Source organism: Nostoc sp. PA-18-2419, assembly GCF_005869855.1.
In the GTDB taxonomy this organism is placed as follows: domain Bacteria; phylum Cyanobacteriota; class Cyanobacteriia; order Cyanobacteriales; family Nostocaceae; genus Nostoc.
Window position 1 is genome coordinate 1 of sequence record NZ_SZNH01000037.1, and the last position, 22522, is coordinate 22522.

Consider the following 22522-nt stretch of genomic DNA (forward strand, 5'->3'; position numbering starts at 1 on the left):
ATTGTGGGTGGGAGCGGCTGTAGTCATGGATAATCTACCAGTACATCAAGCCCTAGTAATTCGAGAAGCTATTGAAGCTGTTGGTGCGCGGCTTGTCTTTTTACCTCCCTATTCGCCTGATTTGTCTCCTATCGAATTGTGTTGGTCAAAACTCAAACAGTGTTTACGTACTGCAAAAGCCCGTACTTGTGAGCAACTTAACCAAGTATTAACACAGATTGTGACTGAGCATATTTCCTCCGATGATGCTTGCGGCTGGTTTGCTCATTGTGGTCTATTCATTTGAAAACTGCTGTAAGACTTCAAGTTCTGCAACTGTGCGAATATTTTAGATAGTTCCACTTGTTGATTCACTGTAAATATCGAGTAGATTTTCTCTTAGCTTGTCTTCGGTTTCAACCTGAGTCCAATAATCAGGATATTCTTTGAGATAACCTAACCACATATCATCATCTTGCCAGTCTTCAGGTTAGAAACGGTGTCTACAAACACAAAACCCGCCTGCGCGGGTTTCAAAAACTTAATTTTTCCTAGTCAGCGCAGGCGGGCTTCGTTGGCTTAGCCGCTACAGAAATCAAGTAACACCAAAAACAATCACTAAGCCCAAAACAGCCCCAAATACAATCAAGGCATAGAATTGAGCGCGACCGTTTTCTAGGTACTTCAGACCTTCACCGCTGACAAGGGTGAAAAAGCCTGTAAGGTTAACGGCACCATCGACAACGCGGAAATCAACTTCCATAACTTGTCTGGCTAAGCGGCGCAAGCCTAGAACAAAGACGCGATGGTAAATGTCATCAAAGTACCACTTGTTAAGAGATAACTCGTAAAGTGGTTTGATTTTCACAGCGATCGCCGCCGGGTCAATTTTTCTCCACAAGTACATTAACAAAGCCAAGGTGATGCCAACCACGGAAATTGCCACTGAAGCACCCGCCATAATATAAAACTCTGTCGGGTCGAACTCGGCAGTTTTTTCTAAAACTTCCGAGAGGCTTTCCGTGGGAGAAAAGATAAACTCCTCGAAGTAATTAGCGAAGGGAGTTCCTACCAAACCAATCAAAATCGAAGGCACTGCCAAAACCGCTAAAGGCAGAGTCATTGTCCACGGTGACTCGTGAGGAGAATCGCTGTGATGTCCGTGGGAGTCAAGGGAGTGGTGGTCACCAGTTGCCGCCAATTCTCCTTTTTTCATCGCCCCAGGGCCATAATTCGGGACTGGTTCTTCTGACTCTAATTCTAGGACGATGGTCGCCGCCTTCTTCAGTTTTTCCTTGATTTTCTCGTCATTTCCGCGGAATTTGCCTTCAAATGTCATGAAATACATCCTGAACATATAGAAAGCAGTAATGCCGGCGGTTACCCAACCAATCAACCAAAGCAATGGGTTAGCAGCAAAAGCTTGACCAAGAATTTCATCTTTTGACCAGAACCCAGCAAAGGGGGGTATACCGGAAATTGCCAAGCAACCAATCAAAAAGGTAGTTGCTGTGACTGGCATGTACTTCCGCAGTCCGCCCATCAGCCGCATATCTTGGGCTAAGGCAGGGTCGTGACCGACGACACCTTCCATACCGTGAATTACTGAACCTGAACCCAAGAACAGCATCGCTTTGAAATAAGCATGGGTCATCAGGTGGAATAGTCCAGCACTATACGAACCTATTCCCATTGCCATCACCATGTAACCGAGTTGGGAAATGGTGGAATAAGCCAAGCCTTTTTTGATGTCGTTTTGGGTAATAGCAATGCTTGCCCCCAAAAACGCCGTAAATGCCCCAGTAAAGGCAATAACGTTCATTGCTGCTGGGACATCTTCAAATACTGGGTACATCCGGGCTACCAGGAAAACACCCGCTGCCACCATTGTTGCCGCGTGAATCAAGGCAGAAATCGGGGTGGGGCCTTCCATCGCATCTGGTAGCCAGACGTGCAGAGGAAATTGGGCAGATTTCGCCACTGGACCCAAGAAAACTAAAATCGCAAACAGGACAGCGAGAAAATTGCTGATACTACCTGTTTCTACGAGTTGGGCGAGGCGATCGCCCATAATATTAAAATCAAAGCTTCCTGTTGCCCAGAACAGCCCTAAAATTCCCAGCAGGAGACCAAAGTCACCCACGCGATTGGTTACAAATGCTTTTTGAGCGGCATCTGCTGCTGACTTGCGATCATACCAAAAGCCGACCAGCAAGTAGGAACACATCCCGACTAGTTCCCAGAATATATAAATCTGTACTAGGTTGGGACTAAGCACCAAACCTAACATTGAAGAGCCAAATAAGCTGAGATAAGCATAAAACCGCACGTAACCGGGATCGTGAGCCATGTAGCCATCAGTGTAAACCATGACTAAACAAGCTACTGTTGTCACAATCACCAGCATTAGGGCTGTCAGGTGGTCAACAGTGTAGCCCATGCTCAGGTGAAAATTGCCTGCCGCAGCCCACTCCAGGGTATGGGTATAAGCCGGATGCCCTTGAACTTGACTCCACAACAAGGCAAACGACAACGCCATAGCCGCTCCCATTAGGGAGATAATTACTATAGCGTTCAACTGCCGCAGGCTGTTTGTCACCTGATTCAACGAGATTAACCCTAGACCGACCAGCATTGCCCCCAAAAGAGGTAACACGGGAATCAGCCAGGCATACTGATAGATTACTTCCATCACTGACGCCTACTTTTAGAATTATTAATTAGCGTGTCGGAACTGTTAACAATTGTGACACACACCCTTTAGGATAAAATAACCCACCCAAAGCTGATTGGGTGGGGTATTAAGCATGGTTTTAGATTTGGTCTTTGGGTATGGCAAGAAGCAGGGGAGCAGGGAGCAGGGAGCAGAAAAGAGGATATTCTCCCTTGCCCCCTGCCCCCTGCCCCTCTGCCTATTTCCGTCAAGCTGACCGACACTCCAAGTCAACCGTTTTGGAACCCTTGTAGATTTTAGGGCGACTACTGTAGCTGACTTTGATATCTTCTAAAGCTAGACGTAAATCTTCTCTACCGCGAAAACCTTCCAAGCGATGCCGAATGCTGCCATTTTCAATTAATAGTAAAGTCGGCAGTGACTTAAGCTTATAAGTAGTTGACAATTTAAAATTTTGGTCGGCGTTAACCACAACCAGTTTAATTTCCTCGCCGCATTGGGCTTGAAATTGCAGCAAAAGTGGGTGGATAATCCGACACAACCCACACCAAGGGGCTTCAAAATTAACTAAAACAGGAATTGGAGATTCTAAAACTTCTTGAGTAAATGTCCGCTCACTAACCGACAACACCATGACGCCTCTTGGATTATAGGGTTTTTATATTAAACTATCTATCTGCACTGAATTCATTAGTGCTGAGTTTCGAGTTCTGAGGAGCCACTGCGGTAATTTGGTCTCCAAATGTGGAGCAAGTGGCGTTGTTGAGTGGAACTCTCTAACTAAAGTTAAGAGATTGTAATGAGGTCGTTTGTTTTTGTTTACGACTCAAGTGGGGGATAAGTACTACTTACCAAACAATGAGTACTAACTTACTTTATTTTACTCAGTAATCATAACTCATTGCTTGGCATTAGTTCATTGTAAAGATTGGCAAGCCAGTAAATTGCTTTGGCAAAGCCCGCCGTAGGAATCGCTGCTTTTAGCACATAAATCTCAGAACACAGTAATGATTTAGACATAAATTTAGCGTGTTTATGTGTCTGCGAGCGAAAAGCCTGCACAACTTTGACGGTAGCTTTTTTTGATCCTAAATTTGCAATTGCGGTCGCTGCCTAAGAATTGAGACTGAATCGGGCGTTTACTTCCCAGCAATAACAACTGACCAACACTTACCGATATAAAATTTCAAGTTGATTGAATATACCCCCACAGATAAATGTTTTAATTTATCGTACATTGATTTGGGGCAATTGATAAGCTGAAATTTTCATCGACTTTGGATTTTATGCTGACAATGGGGATCGTTTAAAATTCCCATCTTATCGTACCACTTGCTTCTAGCAATAGAGGGTGCGACCACCAAAGCAAAACCACAAAAATCGCAACTCCTAAATAAGCAGGGCGGAAGAATTCCTGCCATTTGATAGATTGACGACCGTCAATAATCGCTTCGAACGGAATAATTGAAGTCCGTTGTTTGACAATTTCAAAGGCTGAACCATAGCGGAAGCTCAAGCGGCGATCGCTGTGCCAAACCCCAAACAAGTGATGCAATACCAACCCAATGGAGGTCACAAGGGTAAAAGTAGTACCCAGCCATAAAGTATGGGCAATACACCATATTATTTGTCCTACCATCTGGGGATGACGAGTAATCCGAATAATTCCTGTTTCATAAAGATGAACTTGAGGCTTTTGAATGGCAGCAATTTCTAGTAGATTGAAGGTAGCAGGATATAAAAACAAAAACGAGATTGCTGACAAAACCCAAACAACTTCTCGTACTCCCGGCACTCCTTGTACCTGCCAAAGTTGCAAACCATCATAGCGATGCCTTAAAAAATAAATAATTAAGATTACAGCCAATGGTAGGCTGACTAATGCAAAAAGAATACGATAAAGCCTTGGCCCAATGTATTTTTCTGCCCAAGGGCGCAAAGCAGCACCCCCACTGTGAGCGATCGCAAAAACTATTTGTAACCCCAGTATGACAAAATGACTGGGTGTCAACCAAAAAATCGGCATCATAATACACGGGTGAAGTAATTTAAAGAAAACTAAATTCAGTACAACCAATACCACAAAGTATTCAAAAGAGGACTTTAGTCAAGATGTTGTGCTACTGTCTTTTTCGAGTCAAGCGTTCAAGTTTAAGATGCAACAAATCACGCTCGGCTGATTGCCAGCAAAGGTGATTTGTTGCCTACATCCGCTCCTTTCAAAGTTTGTGGGTTGAGCCTTATGTCTGACCTTCCTTTCACTTTAGATCAGTTACGTATTCTGAAAGCGATCGCACAAGAAGGGAGCTTCAAGCGTGCTGCTGATAGCCTTTATGTCTCCCAACCTGCCGTCAGCTTGCAAGTGCAAAATCTCGAACGGCAGCTCGATGTTCCTTTATTCGACCGTGGAGGACGACGGGCACAATTAACCGAAGCTGGTCATCTACTGTTAAGCTATGGCGAAAAAATCCTTAGCCTGTGTCAGGAAACCTGTCGTGCGATTGAGGATTTACAAAATCTCCAAGGCGGTACTTTAATTGTCGGTGCTTCTCAAACCACTGGCACTTATCTGTTGCCAAGAATGATCGGTATGTTCCGACAAAAATATCCAGATGTAGCAGTACAACTGCACGTCCACTCTACTCGACGTACTGCTTGGAGTGTCGCTAACGGACAAGTCGATCTCGCCATCATTGGTGGTGAAATTCCTGGTGAACTGGGAGAATCTTTGGAAATTATTCCTTACGCTGAAGATGAACTAGCACTGATTTTACCTGTCTTTCATCCCTTAGCAAAAGTGGAAAAAATCCACAAAGAAGACCTATATAAATTACAGTTTATTGCTTTAGATTCCCAATCGACAATCCGCAAAGTAATTGACCAAGTGTTAGCTCGTTGTGAAATTGATACCAGGCGTTTTAAAGTTGAAATGGAACTCAATTCTATTGAAGCAATTAAAAATGCTGTGCAATCTGGTTTGGGAGCTGCCTTTGTATCCACTAGCGCCATCGCTAAGGAATTACAAATGGGTGTTCTCCACTGTGCCAACATTGAAAGCGTCGTTGTCAAACGGACTCTATGGCTGATTTTTAATCCTAATCGCTATAGATCCAAAGCCGCAGAAGCCTTTAGTAAAGAAATTTTGCCCCAGTTTGCTAACCCTGGATGGAACCAAGATGTGTTAACATTTACACAAAAAAACATAGTATTAACTACATTGGATACAGCAACGCCCACCTCTGCCGGCGAAGACTAAAATCTGGTCATTAGTCCTACCCTTTCCTATGGGTCGCTTCGCCAATGGGAAGCTGCCCTTCTGGCGTTTATGTCATTTGTCCTCTGTTTTTTTGTAAATGACCAAATAATTCGTAATTCGGTAGTTATTACCCATACACTGTAAACAAGCTAGGGATTTAATATAAAGACAAAGTTTTCTGTATTGATAAAGAAATTTAGTCTGTTTGTAGGCTGAACTAATTACGAATTACGAATTATCAATTACGAATTATTTTGACTAATGACTGATCACGAAAATGGAAGTTTACTGTACTCGTCCACGTTGCCCACGGCCACAAAACTATTTTGCTGATTTAGACGATATTACAACCCTGAAAACAATGCAGCAAAAGTATTGTACGAGTTGTGGTATGCCATTGTTACTAGATGGTCGATATATGACCATAAAGTTGCTCGGAAGAGGCGGATTTGGAGCAGCATTTTTAGCACGCGATCGCCGGATTCCTGGAATGCGTCAATGTGTAGTAAAACAGTTTCAACCATCGGGAAACTTAACCTCAACTCAACTGCAACAAGCACAAAAAATGTTTGAGAGAGAGGCAGAAGTTTTAGCCCAAATAGGTAACGAACACGAGCAAATTCCTGACTTATTTGCCTTTTTTCCAGTGATAGTTAACAGCTTGCAACCACGGCAGCAAGACCAATTTTTTTACTTAGTACAAGAATACATTGATGGGCAAAACTTAGAAGAAGAACTAGCTCAACAGGGAAAATTTTCTGAACAAAAAGTTTTGGAAGTATTGCCAGAAATCCTAAAGATACTCAAGTTTGTGCATGAAAGAGGCATTATCCATAGAGACATCAAACCTTCTAACATCATGCGTCGTCGTGATGGAAAACTCTTCCTTCTAGATTTTGGTGCAGTCAAGCAAGTAGCAAACGTTGCATCCGGCGCTGCTTCTTCCACAGGAATTTATTCTTTGGGATTTGCACCACCGGAACAAATGACTGGGGGTCAAGTATTTCCATCTACCGACTTGTACGCCTTGGCTGTAACTGTGATTATCTTGTTGACAGATGAAGAAGCAACTCAACTGTTTGATGCCTATAGCAACCAGTGGAAATGGCAAATGCAAGTGAATGTTAATCCTCACCTTGCTAGCATTTTAGACAATATGCTTCTACCTGCTGCAAATCAACGCTTCCAATCAGCACAAGAAGTTCTAGATGCACTCAAATCACCACCTCTTGCGCCTACACAAATTAATCGACCCTCTGTAACACTTCCCCCACAATCATCTAAAAGTTCTAGTCCTTCTGTTACCCGTAGTCCAACTAAACCGACGTTTTCGACATTGGAATTATTAACTGGAGCAGCCTTTAGTGGATTTGAGGGTGCATTGATAGCGATCGCCCTCTTCAGTCTGGTAAAATCACCAATCATCACTTTAATTGTTGCATCGCTAATTTTGGGAATATTGATATTTGCCCAAACTAGACGGTGGATTGAAAAGTTCGATTTATTAATTATTCCGGTAATTACTTTTGCTATTATTTTTTTTCTACCTTTTTTACAAGGGGGTCTTGATATTCAGTCAGTGGTTGTTTTAGCAGTTGCAGCTAGCTTAGTAGCAATTTCGCTGACAGCGATATTTCGACTTATTTATAAATTACTATCTCTCATACTTTAAAATTTTCTACTACTTTTTCTATAATCATTAAAACTGTAAAATTATAAATAAATAAAATCAATAAAAATTAATAAATGAATTTGATAAAAATTTATTCATGTCACAAAAAAATGAAACCGTAGTTTTAGTGTTGGCTCTCTTGCTGACAGTTGGAATAGTCGGGGTTGGTGTTTGGTGGTTTACTAAAAATGGGGTCAATATTAGTAATAGTATCACTGAGAAATCGCTAGAACCAGCGAGCAATGTACCTTTAAAAGACCGCATTAGTTTTGGCGAAAAAACTTTAATCCCAAGTCAAATTTCTCCGGCAAAAAAAGAGGGAGTACAGGCGATCGCAGCTAAAAGTTATGAGAAAGCGATCGCCAATTTCACAGCTGCTCTAAAACTCAACCGAAACGATCCAGAAACGTTAATTTTTCTTAACAATGCCCGTATCGGTTCTTCCAAGAGCTATACCATCGTGGCTTCTGTACCATTCGGCACTGATCCCAATACTTCTTTAGAAATTTTACGTGGGATAGCCCAAGCCCAAAATCAAGTTAATAGCTCTGGAGGAGTCAAGGGAGTACCGTTGAGAGTAGGAATAGCTAGCGATGACAACAATCCAGAAATAGCCAAGCAAATCGCTTCCAGCCTAGTCAGCAATTCCGAAGTATTAGGTGTAGTTGGACCGAATACTAGCGATTCCACCTTAGCCGCAGGTACTATCTATACTTCTGGACAACTTGTAGCTATATCTCCGACTAGTACATCTGTCAAAATTTCTAACTTTAGCGGTTATGTTTTTCGCACGGTTCCTAGTGATTTTATGGCTGCGAGAACTTTAGCTAACTACATGGTAAGAACCTTGCAGAAAAAAAATGCAGTGGTTTTCTTTAATTCTCAGAGTAACTATAGCCAGTCTTTAAAGTCAGAGTTTGTCTCATCCGTTTCCTTAGAGGGTGGACAGGTAGCCAGCGAATTTGACTTATCCAGGGCGGATTTTAGCGCGGCTAAAAGCGTAGAACAAGCAACGAAGCAAGGTGCACAAGTGTTGATGTTAGCTGCTAATACTGAAACTTTGGATAAAGCGCTGCAAGTAGTTCAAATTAACCAGAAACGGTTAACTCTGCTGGGGGGAGATGATGTTTACACCGCTAAAACTTTGGAAATTGGCAGAGAACAAGCTGTGGGGATGGTATTAGCAGTTGCCTGGCATATTGATAGCGATCCGAAGTCAGATTTTCCCCAGAAATCGCGGCAGTTATGGGGCGCTKATGTAAGTTGGCGAAGTGCCCTCAGCTATGACGCCACTGTCGCTCTAATTGCAGCATTAGAACGCAATCCCACGCGAGCTGGAGTCCAACAAGCACTTTTGTCATCTGACTTTTCTGCCACTGGCGCTTCTGGTACAATTCGGTTTTTAGCATCAGGCGATCGCAATGCCCCAGTCCAACTTGTAAAAATTGTTCCTGGTTCTCGCTCTCGTACTGGGTATGATTTTGAGCCAGTGAGATGAGGGCACTGGGGATTAGGGACTAGGGATTAGGGATTAGGGAACTGTCTTCTCACTACCCAGTACCCGGTATTAAATGGACGCGGGGAAAATTTGTTATGTCCCAAAAAAATGAAATACCTATTCTTGTTTTATCTATCTTAATTACGGTTGGATTAATAGCTGGTGGTTTTTGGTGGTTCACCAGAAAATCTGGTGTTAACCTAAATCAAATTAATTCTCCTAGCACCAACACACCCCAACCTGCAACCGGACAGCTGAGTGCCAGGACTTTCGCCTCAGTGCAGGATGTTCCGACTGGATTATTCAATTACGGAGGCAGTACATCTTGGGCGCCGATTCGATTAGTAGTTGACCCGGCAATTCAAGTAGCGCGACCAGAATTTAGGCTGCGTTATGTAGAACCGAGCAATGCATCTCCTGGTTCTGGTACTGGTATTCAGTCGCTAATAGATGGTCAACTAGCTTTTGCCCAGTCTTCTCGACCAATTTTAGACCAAGAGTTTAACCGCGCCCAGCAGCGTGGGTTTACTTTGAAACAAATTCCTGTAGCAATTGATGGTTTGGCAGTCGCAGTTAACCCAAACCTCAATATTCCAGGACTGACAGTAGACCAGTTAAAGTTAATTTACACTGGCAAAATCAATAATTGGAGCCAGGTGGGCGGTTCAAATATCCCAATTAAGCCTTATTCCCGGCGGATTGTTGATGGTGGCACGGTAGAACTTTTCGCTCAAGACATCTTGGGTGGTCAAGCTTTTAGCTCCAATGTAGAGTTTATCTCCACAACCACCCAAGCCTTGCAAAAACTGGCTGGTAATCCTGGTGGTATTTACTACGCTTCTGCCCCAGAGGTGATTCCTCAATGTTCGATTAAAGCCTTGCCGTTGGGGCGCACACAAGGACAATATATTGCTCCTTACCAAGAACCATTTGTCCTCCCGTCTGAATGTCCTGGTAAACGAAACAAATTGAACACTGAGGCTTTCCAATCAGGAAAATACCCGATTACCCGTAATCTGTTTGTGGTGGTTAAACAGAATGGTCAGACTGAGCAGCAAGCAGGTGTCGCTTACGCCAACTTACTGCTGACTGAGCAGGGGCAAGAACTGATTACTCAAGCTGGGTTTGTCAAAATTCGCTGACACTGCGATCACCTGTGGTCGGGCGTAATCTATCGCACTCAGACAGAGTGGCGGAAATCGCCGCTCTGAAGTGTGCTTTAGCTGGCTCTATTAATCGACTCTGCTGGTAAGCAAATAAGATTATCGCCTTGAGTGAGGATTAAACCGCGTTGACGCAGCTTGCCCATTAAGCGGGTGACGGTGACACGAGTCGAACCAATCGCGCTACCAATTTGGGCATGAGTAAGGGGAAAAGGCAGACAATAACCGCGAATTACATCAGGATCGGTGTCGCTCATTGCCGGCTCACCATATTCCTCAATCAACAATGTGAGAAATCCTAAGAGTCGGTCAATTGTACGGCGTTGTCCCAAAGCACTCAGCCACAGCAGCTTGCGCTGGTGCTGATATCTAAAGGCATCCATAACTTCGCGGCGGAAGTGAGGCCAGTTGTCTAGGTCGTGCCAGTACATCCACAGCACCGCAGTTTGATCGACATGGGCGTAAGCCTGGAGTGTGAATGGTGACTGAGCAACAATTTCAAATGGCTGTCCCGCTCCAACAAAACCCAAAAACGCTTCTTCTGGAGTTCTATTGATTCGTCGAGACGTTAACTGGCTAGCAGTCGCACTAACCTGGGCGGTTCCTACCATACGGATCGCACCCCTTTGCACCAAATATAGCAATCCAGGTCGGGCTGGAATGCGCTCATCTTTGCTGAAGGTGCGGCAGCGATAGTGTTCTTGAGCCCAGTCAAGAATCCGTTGCCAAGTTAAAAAAGGCCGTGATGCCTCAGAAAAAGAGGATGGAGATTGCATAGGTAACAAAGAGCGTTCGGCTGAAGACAAAGACGTGATCAAAAGGTGCAAGGAGTGTCTTTGTGTTGGCGATGCAGGCTTAACGCCTAACAGCGCCAGCCATCAAAGAATAGAAAGCAAAAAATTACTCTCTATTCTTTTGTTATACTTCCTACTGTACAATGATGGTAGTAAAGTTTACTCACTGTTCATCGATTATTCATCAAATTTTATCCTACTCTCATTTTTCTTCATCTAGATTAAACCTATATCCGGAGATAGGTGACAGCAAATTAACAAATATAGTTTACAGAACTAATTACGTAAATTCATTTGTGTAAAAAAATACAAACCTTTAAATACACATCATTAAAACAGCTATTATATGAGTGTATAAGCGAATTTTTAAGTATAAATACTGAAGATATTAAAAATAAAGACATACAACTAAAAAGAATACCTCTACACAAAGATAGAAATAATAACAAGATTTTGTATACCTCAAGTGTGGCCTTGCAAGTGTCAGACTCTCAGAATCGAAAAGCGATGGAGCTTGCCAGGGCGATCGCCTTTCATCTATCGGCAACCTTTGGCGACGTTTTTAACGTGCAGATAGTTACCCCTGGTTGGATACATTTTGAATTAACTGACTCAGCCTTAGGGACTTGGTTACAAAGTTTGGCAGTTGGCAAGGGGGAGCTAGGGAGTGGGGAAATAGGGAGAGAATTTCACCCCACCCCTGCCACACTCTCAATGCCCAATTCATTATTTCCTGTTCAGTATGCCCATGCGCGCTGCTGTTCGCTAGTGCTGCTGGCTCACCGAGAACGATTGATTCAACTTAGAGAACCACTTGTAAATAGCAGTCCAATTTGGAGTCTAATCTCCCCCAACCCCATACCTTGGGTCAATTGCAATCAAAGATTGCGGCTAAATCACCCAGATGAGCGTCATCTAATCAGCGAGTTAGTGAGGATAGTGGACAACATAGAGTGTCCTGATGTTAGGGGTTCTGTGAAATGGGAAAAGGCAGCATTAAATTTGAGCCAAGCTTTTGAAAACTTTTGGCGTAATTGCCGCATTTGGGGTGAAGTCAAAATCGTCTCGCCAGAGGTAGCCCAAGCCAGGCTGGGATTGCTTATGGCTACTCAGTCAGTACTAAAATTTGTCCTAGAGGAAAACCTGGGAATTTTTGCGCCATTGGAGTTATAAAAACTTTCATCACAGCTATTGACTCAATGCATCACCTCGGCTACATTAGCAGGTGTGTGAGGAGCGAACCAGCAGGGGCACCGAGACGAAACACGGCCAGTCGTCGGTGTCCTTTCTGATTGATATGGATTAGGTTTGAAAAAGTGCTGTCAAGATAATTCGTAATTTATAATTCGTAATTCGTACTTAGTTAGCCCACAACTGAAGTCGGGGCTTGAAAAAAGGAATTATATTTTTTAATCTCCATTAACGAGTTAAGGGGCTATAACTTTACGTTAGGAATTAAAAATTAGTAATTATTTGGTCAGTTAAGCAAAAACTTTTCGATTGCTACTGCTACTCCGTCTTCCTCTACACTAGGAGCTACCCACTGAGCGATCGCTTGTACTGGGACTGGTGCGTTTCCCATAGCTATGCCAAAACCAACATACTCTAGCATTTCTAAATCGTTGAAGTTATCGCCAATAGCCATGACGTTGGCTATTTGTAATCCTAGTAATTCTTCGGTTAGGTAGCGTACAGCAGTTCCCTTATTTACAGAAGCGTTAGTTGCTTCTAGGAAGGTGGCAACAGATGTTGTTAAGTAAAGTTCAGCAGGTGTGTATTGGCGGCGCAAATTCCCCAATACCTGGCTGATGAAATTTGTGTCATCACACAAAGCGAGAATTTTGGTCGGTTCATTCGTTAAGACTTGACGCAAATCACCTACAGGAATTGGGGTAATACCAGAACGTTGTGCATAAATTTCGGTTTCTTTGGTTAATTCCCGGACGTAGAGTTGGTCATTGACGTAAAAGTGGACAGATAAAAGCCGTCGCAATTCGGGTTGTTCAAAATAGTCGAKTAGTTGGTGAGAAATTTCTCTAGAAAGTACTAAATGACGATGAATTTTTTGGGTTGTAGGATCTTGAATCCAGGCTCCTTGATAGACCATTAATGGCAAGGTAGAGCCAATTTCTTGGTGAAAGCGTAAGGCTGAACGATACATGCGACCTGTAGCGATCGCCACTGGAATTCCTTGTGCTTGTACTGCAATCAGCGCTTGCTTTACAGGTTGGGTGATGGTGTTAGAGCGTCCAGCGATTGTGCCATCTATATCTACAACCAGTAGTTTAATATCTTGTGCAGCAGTTTGATTGTCAGTCGATTCCAGATGTGTGGTAGATGCTTTATACATAAATTCCTTAAATTTAAAGTTCCAGTAAGAGGTTATACCATTTTTGATTTGAGATTTTGCGAAAAGTCACAACTCACCGGCTTGCGCTGAACTGTTAATCAGCTCTCTTCAACGCAGGCACGTCACTTTTTAGGATAGGAAGGTTACTTTTCAAGACAGATTTAGATTGGGAATAGCCTTAGTGAATTTGTCATAATCATCTTACAAATTGGTATTAGCAGTTATCTAGCGACCAGTAAAGACTATTGCCTACCAACTAATTTCACAACTCAAACAGGATTGCTATAGTCGCAATAAAAAAACCCGATTCTCGAAAAAATCGGGGATTTACATTTAAGTTAGATAATTAGATTGATAGATTGAATGAAAACTACCTATTTTAGTAAAGTTTATGAATTTAACACCTTGATTGAGCTTTTTTTACGTTGTGACAATAGACAAAGCCCAGCAACTAAACCTATTCCAAGGGTAGTTGATGCTTCAGGTACAGACTTTAACTCTTCATAATTATAAGTTACTTTAATACTTGCTTTTGCATATGTATCAATATAGGATCTCATGTTGCCCGATCCTGTAACTAGCGAGTCGGCTAAAGCCGAGAACAAAAAGTTTACGTTGCCATTACCAATGAAAGACTGCAAGAATTGCGTATCAGTGAAAGACTTAGTACCAGACTGTGTAGCAGTTAAGTCTGAAAAAGTCTTGCCAGATTTGCCACTATAATCAGTGACACCATCATATTTAGCAACTTGGTAACTGGAAGTATATTGTGGATTCAGTGCTAACAAAGATTGATTATTTAATTGTAAGTTCAATTGACTGCCAAGATTTACTGTAGCTTGACTTGGGGTTGGACTTCTATTTTCAAAACCTGCATTACCAAGGATATCACCAGTAAATTCTATGGTTACACCTTGGAGTTTGCCCAGAGATGAGTTAAATTTTTGCACACTCAATGGTGCATCAATGATATCTGTAAATTGATAATTGGTAGAATTAGTGTATGAGAGAGAAGCTGCATTAGCTATTCCAGAAGTTGCAACAATTCCTGCCACAGTTGTGGCAGCACCTAGAATGTTCAAAAGTTTTGTTGTCATAATGGAAGATGCTTTTATAAGCCGAGTGAACACGGGATTACTAAATTATTTGTAACTCGGAAATTTTGCTTCTAGGCTTGATAAATACACCGAAATTTATATAAAGTTTTGATGTTCAATTTGCTTTAACAAACATATATTTTTGGCAGTTATATGAAATTTTGTGAAGAAAGCTATCCCAGCAGATACGAATTTCGAGAAACCAACTGATGCAAGATGTAAATAACGAAGCTTCTAGCTAAAATAAGGCTATGTCTCAAACTTCTGTTACTGCAACCCCGACACGTCCGACGTTCATCCTCGTAGATGGACACTCCTTGGCTTATCGTTCATACTTTGCCTTCGCTAAAGGGCGAGATGGAGGACTACGTACAAAGACGGGTATTCCCACAAGTGTATGTTTTGGTTTTATTAAGTGCTTGTTAGAGGTAATGGCAACACAACAGCCTCAAGCAATGGCTGTAGCCTTTGATTTGGGTTTGCCAACCTTCAGGCATGAAACTGATGATACATATAAAGCTGATCGCAAAGAAACACCAGAAGACTTTATTCCCGATTTAGAAAATCTGCACGAGTTGCTCAATGGCTTGAATTTACCAATTTACACTGCTCCTGGTTATGAGGCAGATGATGTTTTGGGAACTTTATCACAACGAGTAACTGCTGCTGGATATAGGGTAAAGATTCTCACTGGCGATCGCGATTTATTTCAACTGATAGATGCTGAAAAAGAAATCACTGTTCTGAATTTTAGTCCAGATGCCTTGAAGCGGTCTACAAATAGTATTACAGAATTTGAAGCAGTGCAAGTTAAAGAAAAATTAGGAGTTTTACCTTCACAAATTATTGATTTCAAAGCTCTTTGTGGTGATAAATCGGATAATATTCCTGGAGTTAAAGGAATTGGAGAAAAGACAGCAGTACAGTTGTTAAATACCTATGGTTCGCTGGATAATGTTTATGCTGCCTTAGATGAAATTCCCGGTGCAACTCATAAAAAGTTGGCAGCAGGTAAAGAAGATGCCCAGAAATCTCGTTATTTGGCAACTATTATTTTGGATGTTCCTCTAGAAATTGATTTAGAAGATAGCAAATTAAAAGGATTTGATACAAGCGTCCTCTCAGAAATTTTAGAAAAGTTAGAGTTTAAGTCTTTTTTAGGTAAAATAAACGACCTCCAGCAACGTTTTGGTGGTACAGTTGCAGAAGCACAAAAAGCAGAAAAAGCTGATGTAGAAACCGAATTTGAAGACGTGGCTCTTTCATTTTTTAGTTTTGCTGAAACACAAGCTGCACAAGAAAAACCTACTTCTTCATCAATCGAACCGCGCATCATTAATACTGAAGCCAAACTGACTAAATTAATTAAAGTTTTGCAAAAGTTCACCAATCCAGAAATACCTGTTGCTTGGGACACTGAAACCACCGATTTAGAACCAAGAGATGCTGAATTAGTAGGAATTGGTTGCTGCTGGGGAATGAAACCAGATGAAGTAGCGTACATTCCTCTTGGTCACAAAATCGGAGAAAATTTGAATCAAGATGTAGTGCTAGAGGCACTACGTCCAATTCTTGAAAGTGCTAATTATCCCAAAACTTTACAGAATGCGAAATTCGACCGTTTAGTTTTCAAGTGTCAAGGAATTAACTTAGATGGAGTGGTATTCGATCCAATGCTGGCAAGTTATCTGCTAAATCCAGATTCTAGCCATAATTTGATGGATTTAGCACAGCGATATTTGGGAATAACGGCAAAAAGCTATTTAGATTTAGTTCCGAAAGGCAAAACCATCGCTGATATAGATATTCCCTCAGTAGCAGATTACTGTGGTATGGATGTTTATTCTACCTTTGGTTTAGTGCCGAAATTGCGTGCAGAAATGGAGAAAACTCCAGCTTTGTCTAAGCTACTAGTGAAAGTAGAACAACCGCTAGAAGCAGTTTTAGCGCAAATGGAATACACAGGTGTCCGCATTAATTCAGCTTATTTACAAGAACTTTCACAGCATTTAGAAACAGAGTTAGTCAGATTAAAACAGAAAGCTACTGAAATAGCCGGGGAAAACTTTAACTTGGGTTCTCCTAAACAATTGAGCCAAATATTGTTTGAAAAATTGGGATTAAGTACCAAATATTCTCGGAAAATTCAAACCGGCTATTCTACAGATGCAGCAACGTTAGAGAAACTTCAAGAAATCGATCAAACTGGATTTGTTGAGACCATCACTGAGTACCGCACTTTATCTAAATTAAAGTCTACTTACGTAGATGCATTACCAGCTTTAGTGCGTCCAGATACTTATCGGGTGCATACTGATTTTAATCAAGCAGCAACATCAACTGGTAGATTATCTTCTTCTAATCCGAATTTGCAAAATATCCCTATCCGTACAGCTTTTAGTCGTCAAATTCGGAAGGCATTTTTGCCAGAACCAGGTTGGTTAATGATGGCTGCTGATTACTCACAAATAGAATTGCGAATTTTGGCTCATTTGAGTCAAGAGCCGATATTAGTGCAAGCATATCAGCAAAATGAAGATGTTCATACTGTGACGGCGCGATTAGTATTTGAAAAAGAAAATATTACCTCACAAGAACGAGGAGTAGCAAAAACGATTAATTTTGGTGTAATTTATGGAATGGGTTCTCTAAGATTTTCCCGTTCAACTGGGATAGATAAGAATATTGCCAACGAGTTTATTAAGCGGTTTAATCAACGATATCCTCAAGTTTTTGCATATTTGGAGCGAATGAAAAAACAAGCGATCGCTCAAGGTTATGTAGAAACTATTCTTGGTCGTCGTCGTTATTTTGAATTTACTAACAACAGTTTACGCAAATTAAAAGGCAGTAACCCAGAAGATATTGATTTGAGTAAATTGAAGAATTTGGGTGCTTATGATGCCGGTTTACTACGCTCCGCTGCTAATGCACCAATTCAAGGTTCCAACGCTGATATTATCAAAATTGCGATGGTGGAACTGCATGAGGTGTTGCAGAAATATCAGGCACGTTTATTATTACAAGTTCACGATGAATTAGTATTTGAAATTCCTCCTGGTGAGTTGGAAGAATTACAACCACAAATTAAATCAGTAATGGAAAACGCAGTACAATTGAGTGTACCGTTAGTAGTGGATGCGCGTGTTGGTGAAAATTGGATGGAGACGAAGTAAGTTAAATAGTAAATTATTCACTTAAGTAAAGCTAGCAATTGCGTTTTCTTTTATTAATGTTTGCACCGTCAGTTATAAGTCGCATTGCAGTTAAATTGCATTTGATATTATTAACTCAAAAATTTTTAAACTTAATTATTAGTAGTAACTTTTACTTAAGTCATAAACATTTTATATATTAGAAAAATTAAATATAAATCATATAGAAGTTGTATTTGCTATTTTTAAATATGGTGCTGAGTTTGTTTTTCACGCCATTTTTACTAAAAGGAATTTTAATATGTATCGTCGTTGGTTTTTATCTACCTTAGCAATTTTTTTAAGTATTGTTTTAATTGCTTGCACAACTGCAACTACTCAGTATCCACAACCAAAAGTAGGAAATACTACTGAAAGTACTAATATAAATTCTCCGCAATTACCAAAAGAATCGGCCAAAAGAGTTGTTGCTCTTTCTTCTCTTTCTGCTGACATTATCGCTGAACTCGACCAAACAAAAATAGTTGGAATTACTGGTAGTAAATTATTTAATAATGACCCTCGATTTAAAAATATTCCTCGTGTTAGTGAAGGTCAAAATTATCCTAATTTAGAAAAAATTGTAGCACTAAAACCTGATTTAGTTATTGGCGCAGAAGGTTTTTCTACTATTCCAATTCAAAAAATTAAGCAATTAGGAATTCCAACTTTGCTTACTCAGGTTAATAACTGGGAATCTTTAGAAGAGTTGACTAAAACACTGGCTAAGTTAATTAATGCTAATCCTCAGCCTTTGTTAAATCGTTACAAAACTTTCTTGATAGAACAGCCTAATCAGAGTCTTACAGGTTTGGTGCTAGTTAGTCGTCAACCAATTTTAGCCCCGAATAAAAATAGTTGGGCGGGAGATATACTAACGAAATTTAAGGTGAAAAATCTGGCAGCAGAATTACAAGGAAAAAGTCCAGTTGGTGGCTATGTGACGCTTTCGGCTGAGAAAGTTTTAGAAGCAAATCCAGAGGTGATAATTTTGGTTAATCCTCCACAAGGTAATTCGGAAGCAGGGCTTTTAGATTATTTAAAAAAGGAGGCTTTTTGGAAGCAATTACAAGCGACTCAAAACAACCGAATTTATATGTTTGATTATTATGGTCTAGTGAATCCAGGTAGTATAGATGCAATAGAAAAGGCTTGTGGTCAGTTGAAGCAAGATTTGTTCGCATCAAAGCGTACTTAGCCAAATAAATGTAATTAAATGTGAGTCTTTAATGCAAGCGCGCCTCCAAGAAGGGCGAAAGAAGCAAAACCAAGATAGCAGTATTAAGAAGCTGAAATAAATATTATTAAGCTATGGTTGTTGGCACACGATATCCGCTCGTGAAATAGTATAAGATTGTTTCTTAAAAGAGATAATCTACAATCTAAAATTTAAAATTAAAAAATCCAAAATAGTATTAGGTTGCATTAACTTACCTCGATTTTTTTTAACCAAGTAACTAGGTCATTCGAGTCAAGTGCTATCTCGCTTCCTAAGGTTTTTATATAAAGAAGTCCGTCACTAATAATTAAATCTCTGATTGGATACCATGACTCTCGTGTCCTAATCAAAAGTTCCAAGGGAATTCCTGGTCGCAAAGTATACTTGCGATATTTCCACCAAGCCCGCCATAGCAGCACAGATTTAGTACACTGCATTTGATAGCCTTTGGGAATTTCACAGTATTGATACTGATAGAAACCCCGACTATCAATTTCTCCTTTGAGAAGATAACTACATTCTGCTAATGCCTGATTTATTAATTCCCAATGGGATGAGTTTGGATAAATTGAGAATTCACATAGTGTATTAGATATTTGGGCGATCGCAATCATGCCCTCAGATTTTGCACTTAGTTGGTTGGTTTTATAAACTGTTTGCGCTGTCAAAGAAGGGTTTGACAACAAAATGTCTTTTTTATGGATAGAGTTTCGGATAAATTCTTGAATCAAATCGAGATTAGACAACATAAAGTTTTACAGCAGTTTTCATTTGCATGAAGTACAAAGTTACGGGTTTTGAGGCAGTTCTTGCTGGAGACAGGAGGTAGAAACTGTTTACCTGTGATGAATCAGTCTTGGATTTTGTACCTCACTTACTTGCAATTTGCTGTATATACTTAGTGACCTAGCCTAAAGTAAGCCCAACATAGTGCAAATTAGCATTTATACTGGTACTGTCACTTGCTAAATGAAGGACAAGAGTTTTAAGTATACTGAAACCGCTCTTTAACAAAGGTTTCATTTAGTTTTATGTATAGTATGCTGCCTAAAAAACTTTTTGACAAAAGAAATTTTGTTTATAGGCAGCCAATTAGCTACTTAAATTTTTACGCTTTCTAGAAAAGGTTCAAATACCGGAACCAATTCTGGGCGGCTAACTACGAGGGTGGGAAAAGAGCGATCGCTATAATCTTCTCCCGGTGACAGCGGAAACGGTTCAGAATTAAGTGACAACCAGACACCGCCAGCAGCTTGGACAATTACCCAAGCCCCTGCTAAGTCCCAAACTTTTGGTGTCGCCTCAATCCCACCCAGAGTCGCCCCAGTTGCAACTGTCAAAAAGTTATAGCTAGCCACACCCAACATGCGAATTTTGCAGGGAAAGCCGTTGCGGATAATTGCGGTACTCCGGGAACAGAGGTTAAAAAAATGATTATTGGTAGGACTATCACTACTGGTGTGGATGGGGTGATGGTTGAGAAATGCTCCAGTTGGTGTTGCTAAACCAGATGAACCTGCCCAAAAACCATGAAAAGCTTGATTCAGGGGTGGTGCGTAAACATAACCAAAAATTGGAATGCCTTGATACAGTAAACCTAGAGAAATTGACCAGATGGGAATGCCGCGTGTGAAGTTGGTTGTACCATCGAGGGGGTCAATTACCCAGCACCATTCTGTACCGGGAAAAGAGCGTTCGCTTTCTTCGCTCAAAATGCCGTAACCAGAGAAATTAGAAGCGATCGCATCCCGAATTTCTTGATCTGCCCATTTATCGGCTTGCGTCACCAAAGTACCATCGGCTTTTTGTGAAGCCTGTACTTGTCCAAAATCTTGCATTAGCTGTTTGCCCACTCTGGTAGTGGTAGTTTGGGCAAAATCAAGAATTGTTGTCCAAAAATCATTCATGGTTAGTTGTCATTTGTCATTTGTCATTTATCAATCGTCTAATAACTAATGCCCAATGCCCCATGCCTCATGCCCCAATTTAGTCTAAATCACTTTCTAGAACAGAAGCGATCGCAAGCTTTGTATTTGTTTGAAATTCTGCGACATTTACCCGATTGAGAAACCAAATCGACAGCACCATTCCCACAGCTTCTAAGGCAAATACTAGTCCATAAGCTAAAACTAAGTTTGGTAGCAGATTGCGCCCCAGATCCAACAGGGTACCACCGATGACCACTGCTAATCCTCTGGATATCGACTGCGCTAACCCCCAAGCCCCAATAAACGTACCTGCGGCTTCGKCTGCTGTCAAATCTAACATCAAGCTAATTGCTGCGGTAGTTAAGAAACCTGCGGCCAGACCAAACAAAACTAAACCAAATTTCAGGAAGCCTGGATTAGCAGAAAATCCTGATATAGCTAGCAATCCGGCGGCGAATGCTACTAAAATACAGCCCAGGCGTGCAGTTCTGCGCTTACCCAAAAGTGGCACCACCAAAAACCCAGTGATAACGTASCCAATTAGTATACCTATTCCGTAAAAAGCATTCAGTTTAGTACTTTCAGCCAAAGGCATTTTAAATACTTGACCAGCGTAAGGTTCTAAAATCGGGTCTTGCATGAACAAGCTAATGGTCATCACCAGTAAAAAGGTGAAAAACAAACCTGTTTGCCGACTAGCTGTCAAGATTTTCCAAGCATTGCCTAGAGTAATGCTGTCTTCTCGGTTCACTACTGTAGAACGGCTTAAATATTGGGAATATTTTTTTTCTACGCCCAATGTCGCTATGAATGCCAAAGCCAATACAATTACTGGGACGGTAATAAATAATCTGTTGACTGATGCTTGTAAGGTGGCTACGGTTGCTTCGGGTGTTAATTGTTTGAGCAAGCTGGAACTGAGAATCGCCCCGATAATGATCCCCACCATCAGCATCGACCAAACTACACCAACTACTTTAGAACGGTTATCTTCTTCAGATATATCTACCAACAAAGCAGCAAAAGCAGTACTACTAACACAAATTCCTAGACCGTAAACTGCGAAGACAAGGGACAGAAGTGCTGTCCAGCCAATTGTTTGGGTTGTCCATACCCAGCCGCCTGCACTACTTGCAGCAAAGTCGAGCTGCCACATTACTTGTACAGCTAAAAATGCGGCGATCGCAAATATCGCCGCCCCCACCCAAACATAAGCCGTGCGATGGGAACCCCATAACGGCTTGGCATCTGAAATCTGCCCGAACCAGATACGCGAAGGAGCAACAAATAAGGGCAGTGCTAAAACTACTGAGACTAGCGTTGCTGGAATTGCTATTTCTTGAATCATGACTCTGTTGAGTACTCCCAGAGTCAAGATGGACATCATGCTCAACCCCATTTGAAACAAACCTAGCCGAAACATGGTCAGCAGGTTTACTCTTAGCACAGATAGGGATTTTGTTTGGGTATCAAATACTTCACCGCTTGCCATAGCTACTTTTTCGTATGCTTAATAGGACTTAATCTCTCTCTTTAAATAAAGATAAACCCTACCTGTTGCAAAGGAGCGAACGAAAAGTGGAAGTTGCGAACGTACCCTGCTTATCTTCCCAACATAAGCAAAACCTCGGTTAGCACACGCTAGAGCCTAGTTAAGATTAATTTTTATGGCTTGCTTGAAATTTGCGATCGGATAAC

Annotated in this window: 17 protein-coding genes and 1 pseudogene; 8 read left to right on the forward strand and 10 right to left on the reverse strand. The window is 41.2% G+C overall.

Annotated elements, in window-relative coordinates; genetic code table 11:
• A pseudogene (locus FCR06_RS26455) lies at nucleotides 1-200 on the forward strand (transposase); the annotation flags it as partial.
• A 374-nt stretch (nucleotides 201-574) separates the two neighbouring features.
• Here the strand turns inward: FCR06_RS26455 and FCR06_RS26460 are convergent.
• From FCR06_RS26460 to FCR06_RS26470, 4 genes are all read right to left on the reverse strand, one after another.
• A complete protein-coding gene (locus FCR06_RS26460; protein WP_138505074.1) occupies nucleotides 575-2671 on the reverse strand; it encodes an NAD(P)H-quinone oxidoreductase subunit 5 in 2097 nt (698 codons plus the stop codon).
• A 229-nt stretch (nucleotides 2672-2900) separates the two neighbouring features.
• Nucleotides 2901-3287 (reverse strand): thioredoxin family protein, encoded by a 387-nt coding sequence (locus tag FCR06_RS26465; RefSeq protein WP_138505076.1) that lies wholly within the window; start codon nucleotides 3285-3287, stop codon nucleotides 2901-2903.
• Between the two features lie 257 nt (nucleotides 3288-3544).
• Nucleotides 3545-3673 (reverse strand): hypothetical protein, encoded by a 129-nt coding sequence (locus tag FCR06_RS34435; protein WP_262984715.1) that lies wholly within the window; start codon nucleotides 3671-3673, stop codon nucleotides 3545-3547.
• A gap of 286 nt (nucleotides 3674-3959) precedes the next feature.
• Nucleotides 3960-4682: an NnrU family protein gene (locus tag FCR06_RS26470; RefSeq protein WP_138505077.1), complete on the reverse strand. Its 723-nt coding sequence runs from the start codon at nucleotides 4680-4682 to the stop codon at nucleotides 3960-3962.
• A 213-nt stretch (nucleotides 4683-4895) separates the two neighbouring features.
• Between FCR06_RS26470 and FCR06_RS26475 the strand changes: the two genes are divergently transcribed.
• The 4 genes from FCR06_RS26475 to FCR06_RS26490 all read left to right on the forward strand — a co-directional run bounded on the left by FCR06_RS26475 (nucleotide 4896) and on the right by FCR06_RS26490 (nucleotide 10221).
• A complete protein-coding gene (locus tag FCR06_RS26475; protein WP_138505079.1) occupies nucleotides 4896-5909 on the forward strand; it encodes a LysR family transcriptional regulator in 1014 nt (337 codons plus the stop codon).
• Nucleotides 5910-6186: 277 nt separating this feature from the next.
• Nucleotides 6187-7581 carry a serine/threonine-protein kinase gene (locus FCR06_RS26480; protein ID WP_138505081.1) on the forward strand — a complete coding sequence of 465 codons (1395 nt, stop codon included), beginning with the start codon at nucleotides 6187-6189 and terminating at the stop codon, nucleotides 7579-7581.
• 97 nt (nucleotides 7582-7678) lie between these two features.
• Nucleotides 7679-9079, forward strand: a complete 1401-nt coding sequence (locus FCR06_RS26485) for an ABC transporter substrate-binding protein (protein ID WP_138505083.1) — start codon at nucleotides 7679-7681, stop codon at nucleotides 9077-9079.
• A 95-nt stretch (nucleotides 9080-9174) separates the two neighbouring features.
• Nucleotides 9175-10221: a PstS family phosphate ABC transporter substrate-binding protein gene (locus FCR06_RS26490; protein ID WP_138505085.1), complete on the forward strand. Its 1047-nt coding sequence runs from the start codon at nucleotides 9175-9177 to the stop codon at nucleotides 10219-10221.
• A 77-nt stretch (nucleotides 10222-10298) separates the two neighbouring features.
• On the opposite strand, the gene FCR06_RS26495 is transcribed toward FCR06_RS26490, so the two are convergent.
• On the reverse strand, nucleotides 10299-11018 hold the full coding sequence (locus FCR06_RS26495; protein WP_096536235.1) for a Crp/Fnr family transcriptional regulator: 720 nt from the start codon (nucleotides 11016-11018) through the stop codon (nucleotides 10299-10301).
• Between the two features lie 498 nt (nucleotides 11019-11516).
• On the opposite strand from FCR06_RS26495, the gene FCR06_RS26500 reads away from it, so the two are divergent.
• Nucleotides 11517-12209, forward strand: a complete 693-nt coding sequence (locus tag FCR06_RS26500; RefSeq protein WP_317616846.1) for a DALR anticodon-binding domain-containing protein — start codon at nucleotides 11517-11519, stop codon at nucleotides 12207-12209.
• A 304-nt stretch (nucleotides 12210-12513) separates the two neighbouring features.
• On the opposite strand, the gene FCR06_RS26505 is transcribed toward FCR06_RS26500, so the two are convergent.
• Nucleotides 12514-13386, reverse strand: coding sequence for a Cof-type HAD-IIB family hydrolase (locus tag FCR06_RS26505; protein WP_138505089.1), 873 nt, complete (start codon nucleotides 13384-13386; stop codon nucleotides 12514-12516).
• Between the two features lie 389 nt (nucleotides 13387-13775).
• Nucleotides 13776-14483 carry a choice-of-anchor E domain-containing protein gene (locus tag FCR06_RS26510; RefSeq protein ID WP_138505091.1) on the reverse strand — a complete coding sequence of 236 codons (708 nt, stop codon included), beginning with the start codon at nucleotides 14481-14483 and terminating at the stop codon, nucleotides 13776-13778.
• Nucleotides 14484-14734: 251 nt separating this feature from the next.
• Here FCR06_RS26510 and polA point away from each other — a divergent pair, with 251 nt between their 5' ends.
• Nucleotides 14735-17659 (forward strand): DNA polymerase I, encoded by a 2925-nt coding sequence (gene polA, locus FCR06_RS26515; RefSeq protein ID WP_138505093.1) that lies wholly within the window; start codon nucleotides 14735-14737, stop codon nucleotides 17657-17659.
• Between the two features lie 280 nt (nucleotides 17660-17939).
• A complete protein-coding gene (locus FCR06_RS26520) occupies nucleotides 17940-18875 on the forward strand; it encodes an ABC transporter substrate-binding protein (protein WP_138505095.1) in 936 nt (311 codons plus the stop codon).
• Between the two features lie 227 nt (nucleotides 18876-19102).
• Here FCR06_RS26520 and FCR06_RS26525 read toward each other — a convergent pair whose 3' ends face one another.
• The 3 genes from FCR06_RS26525 to FCR06_RS26535 all read right to left on the reverse strand — a co-directional run bounded on the left by FCR06_RS26525 (nucleotide 19103) and on the right by FCR06_RS26535 (nucleotide 22316).
• Nucleotides 19103-19645 (reverse strand): hypothetical protein, encoded by a 543-nt coding sequence (locus FCR06_RS26525; RefSeq protein ID WP_138505097.1) that lies wholly within the window; start codon nucleotides 19643-19645, stop codon nucleotides 19103-19105.
• 351 nt (nucleotides 19646-19996) lie between these two features.
• Nucleotides 19997-20803 (reverse strand): inositol monophosphatase family protein, encoded by an 807-nt coding sequence (locus tag FCR06_RS26530; protein ID WP_138505099.1) that lies wholly within the window; start codon nucleotides 20801-20803, stop codon nucleotides 19997-19999.
• Nucleotides 20804-20882: 79 nt separating this feature from the next.
• Nucleotides 20883-22316, reverse strand: a complete 1434-nt coding sequence (locus FCR06_RS26535) for a BCD family MFS transporter (RefSeq protein WP_138505100.1) — start codon at nucleotides 22314-22316, stop codon at nucleotides 20883-20885.
• Nucleotides 22317-22522: the final 206 nt, after the last annotated feature.

Bases quoted from the DNA above. Each gene is read 5' to 3' on its own strand.
- FCR06_RS26460 (WP_138505074.1), bottom strand. From the start codon at position 2,671: ATGGAAGTAATCTATCAGTATGCCTGGCTGATTCCCGTGTTACCTCTT.
- FCR06_RS26465 (WP_138505076.1), bottom strand. From the start codon at position 3,287: ATGGTGTTGTCGGTTAGTGAGCGGACATTTACTCAAGAAGTTTTAGAA.
- FCR06_RS34435 (WP_262984715.1), bottom strand. From the start codon at position 3,673: ATGTCTAAATCATTACTGTGTTCTGAGATTTATGTGCTAAAAGCAGCG.
- FCR06_RS26470 (WP_138505077.1), bottom strand. From the start codon at position 4,682: ATGATGCCGATTTTTTGGTTGACACCCAGTCATTTTGTCATACTGGGG.
- FCR06_RS26475 (WP_138505079.1), top strand. From the start codon at position 4,896: ATGTCTGACCTTCCTTTCACTTTAGATCAGTTACGTATTCTGAAAGCG.
- FCR06_RS26480 (WP_138505081.1), top strand. From the start codon at position 6,187: ATGGAAGTTTACTGTACTCGTCCACGTTGCCCACGGCCACAAAACTAT.
- FCR06_RS26490 (WP_138505085.1), top strand. From the start codon at position 9,175: ATGTCCCAAAAAAATGAAATACCTATTCTTGTTTTATCTATCTTAATT.
- FCR06_RS26495 (WP_096536235.1), bottom strand. From the start codon at position 11,018: ATGCAATCTCCATCCTCTTTTTCTGAGGCATCACGGCCTTTTTTAACT.
- FCR06_RS26510 (WP_138505091.1), bottom strand. From the start codon at position 14,483: ATGACAACAAAACTTTTGAACATTCTAGGTGCTGCCACAACTGTGGCA.
- polA (WP_138505093.1), top strand. From the start codon at position 14,735: ATGTCTCAAACTTCTGTTACTGCAACCCCGACACGTCCGACGTTCATC.
- FCR06_RS26520 (WP_138505095.1), top strand. From the start codon at position 17,940: ATGTATCGTCGTTGGTTTTTATCTACCTTAGCAATTTTTTTAAGTATT.
- FCR06_RS26525 (WP_138505097.1), bottom strand. From the start codon at position 19,645: ATGTTGTCTAATCTCGATTTGATTCAAGAATTTATCCGAAACTCTATC.
- FCR06_RS26530 (WP_138505099.1), bottom strand. From the start codon at position 20,803: ATGAATGATTTTTGGACAACAATTCTTGATTTTGCCCAAACTACCACT.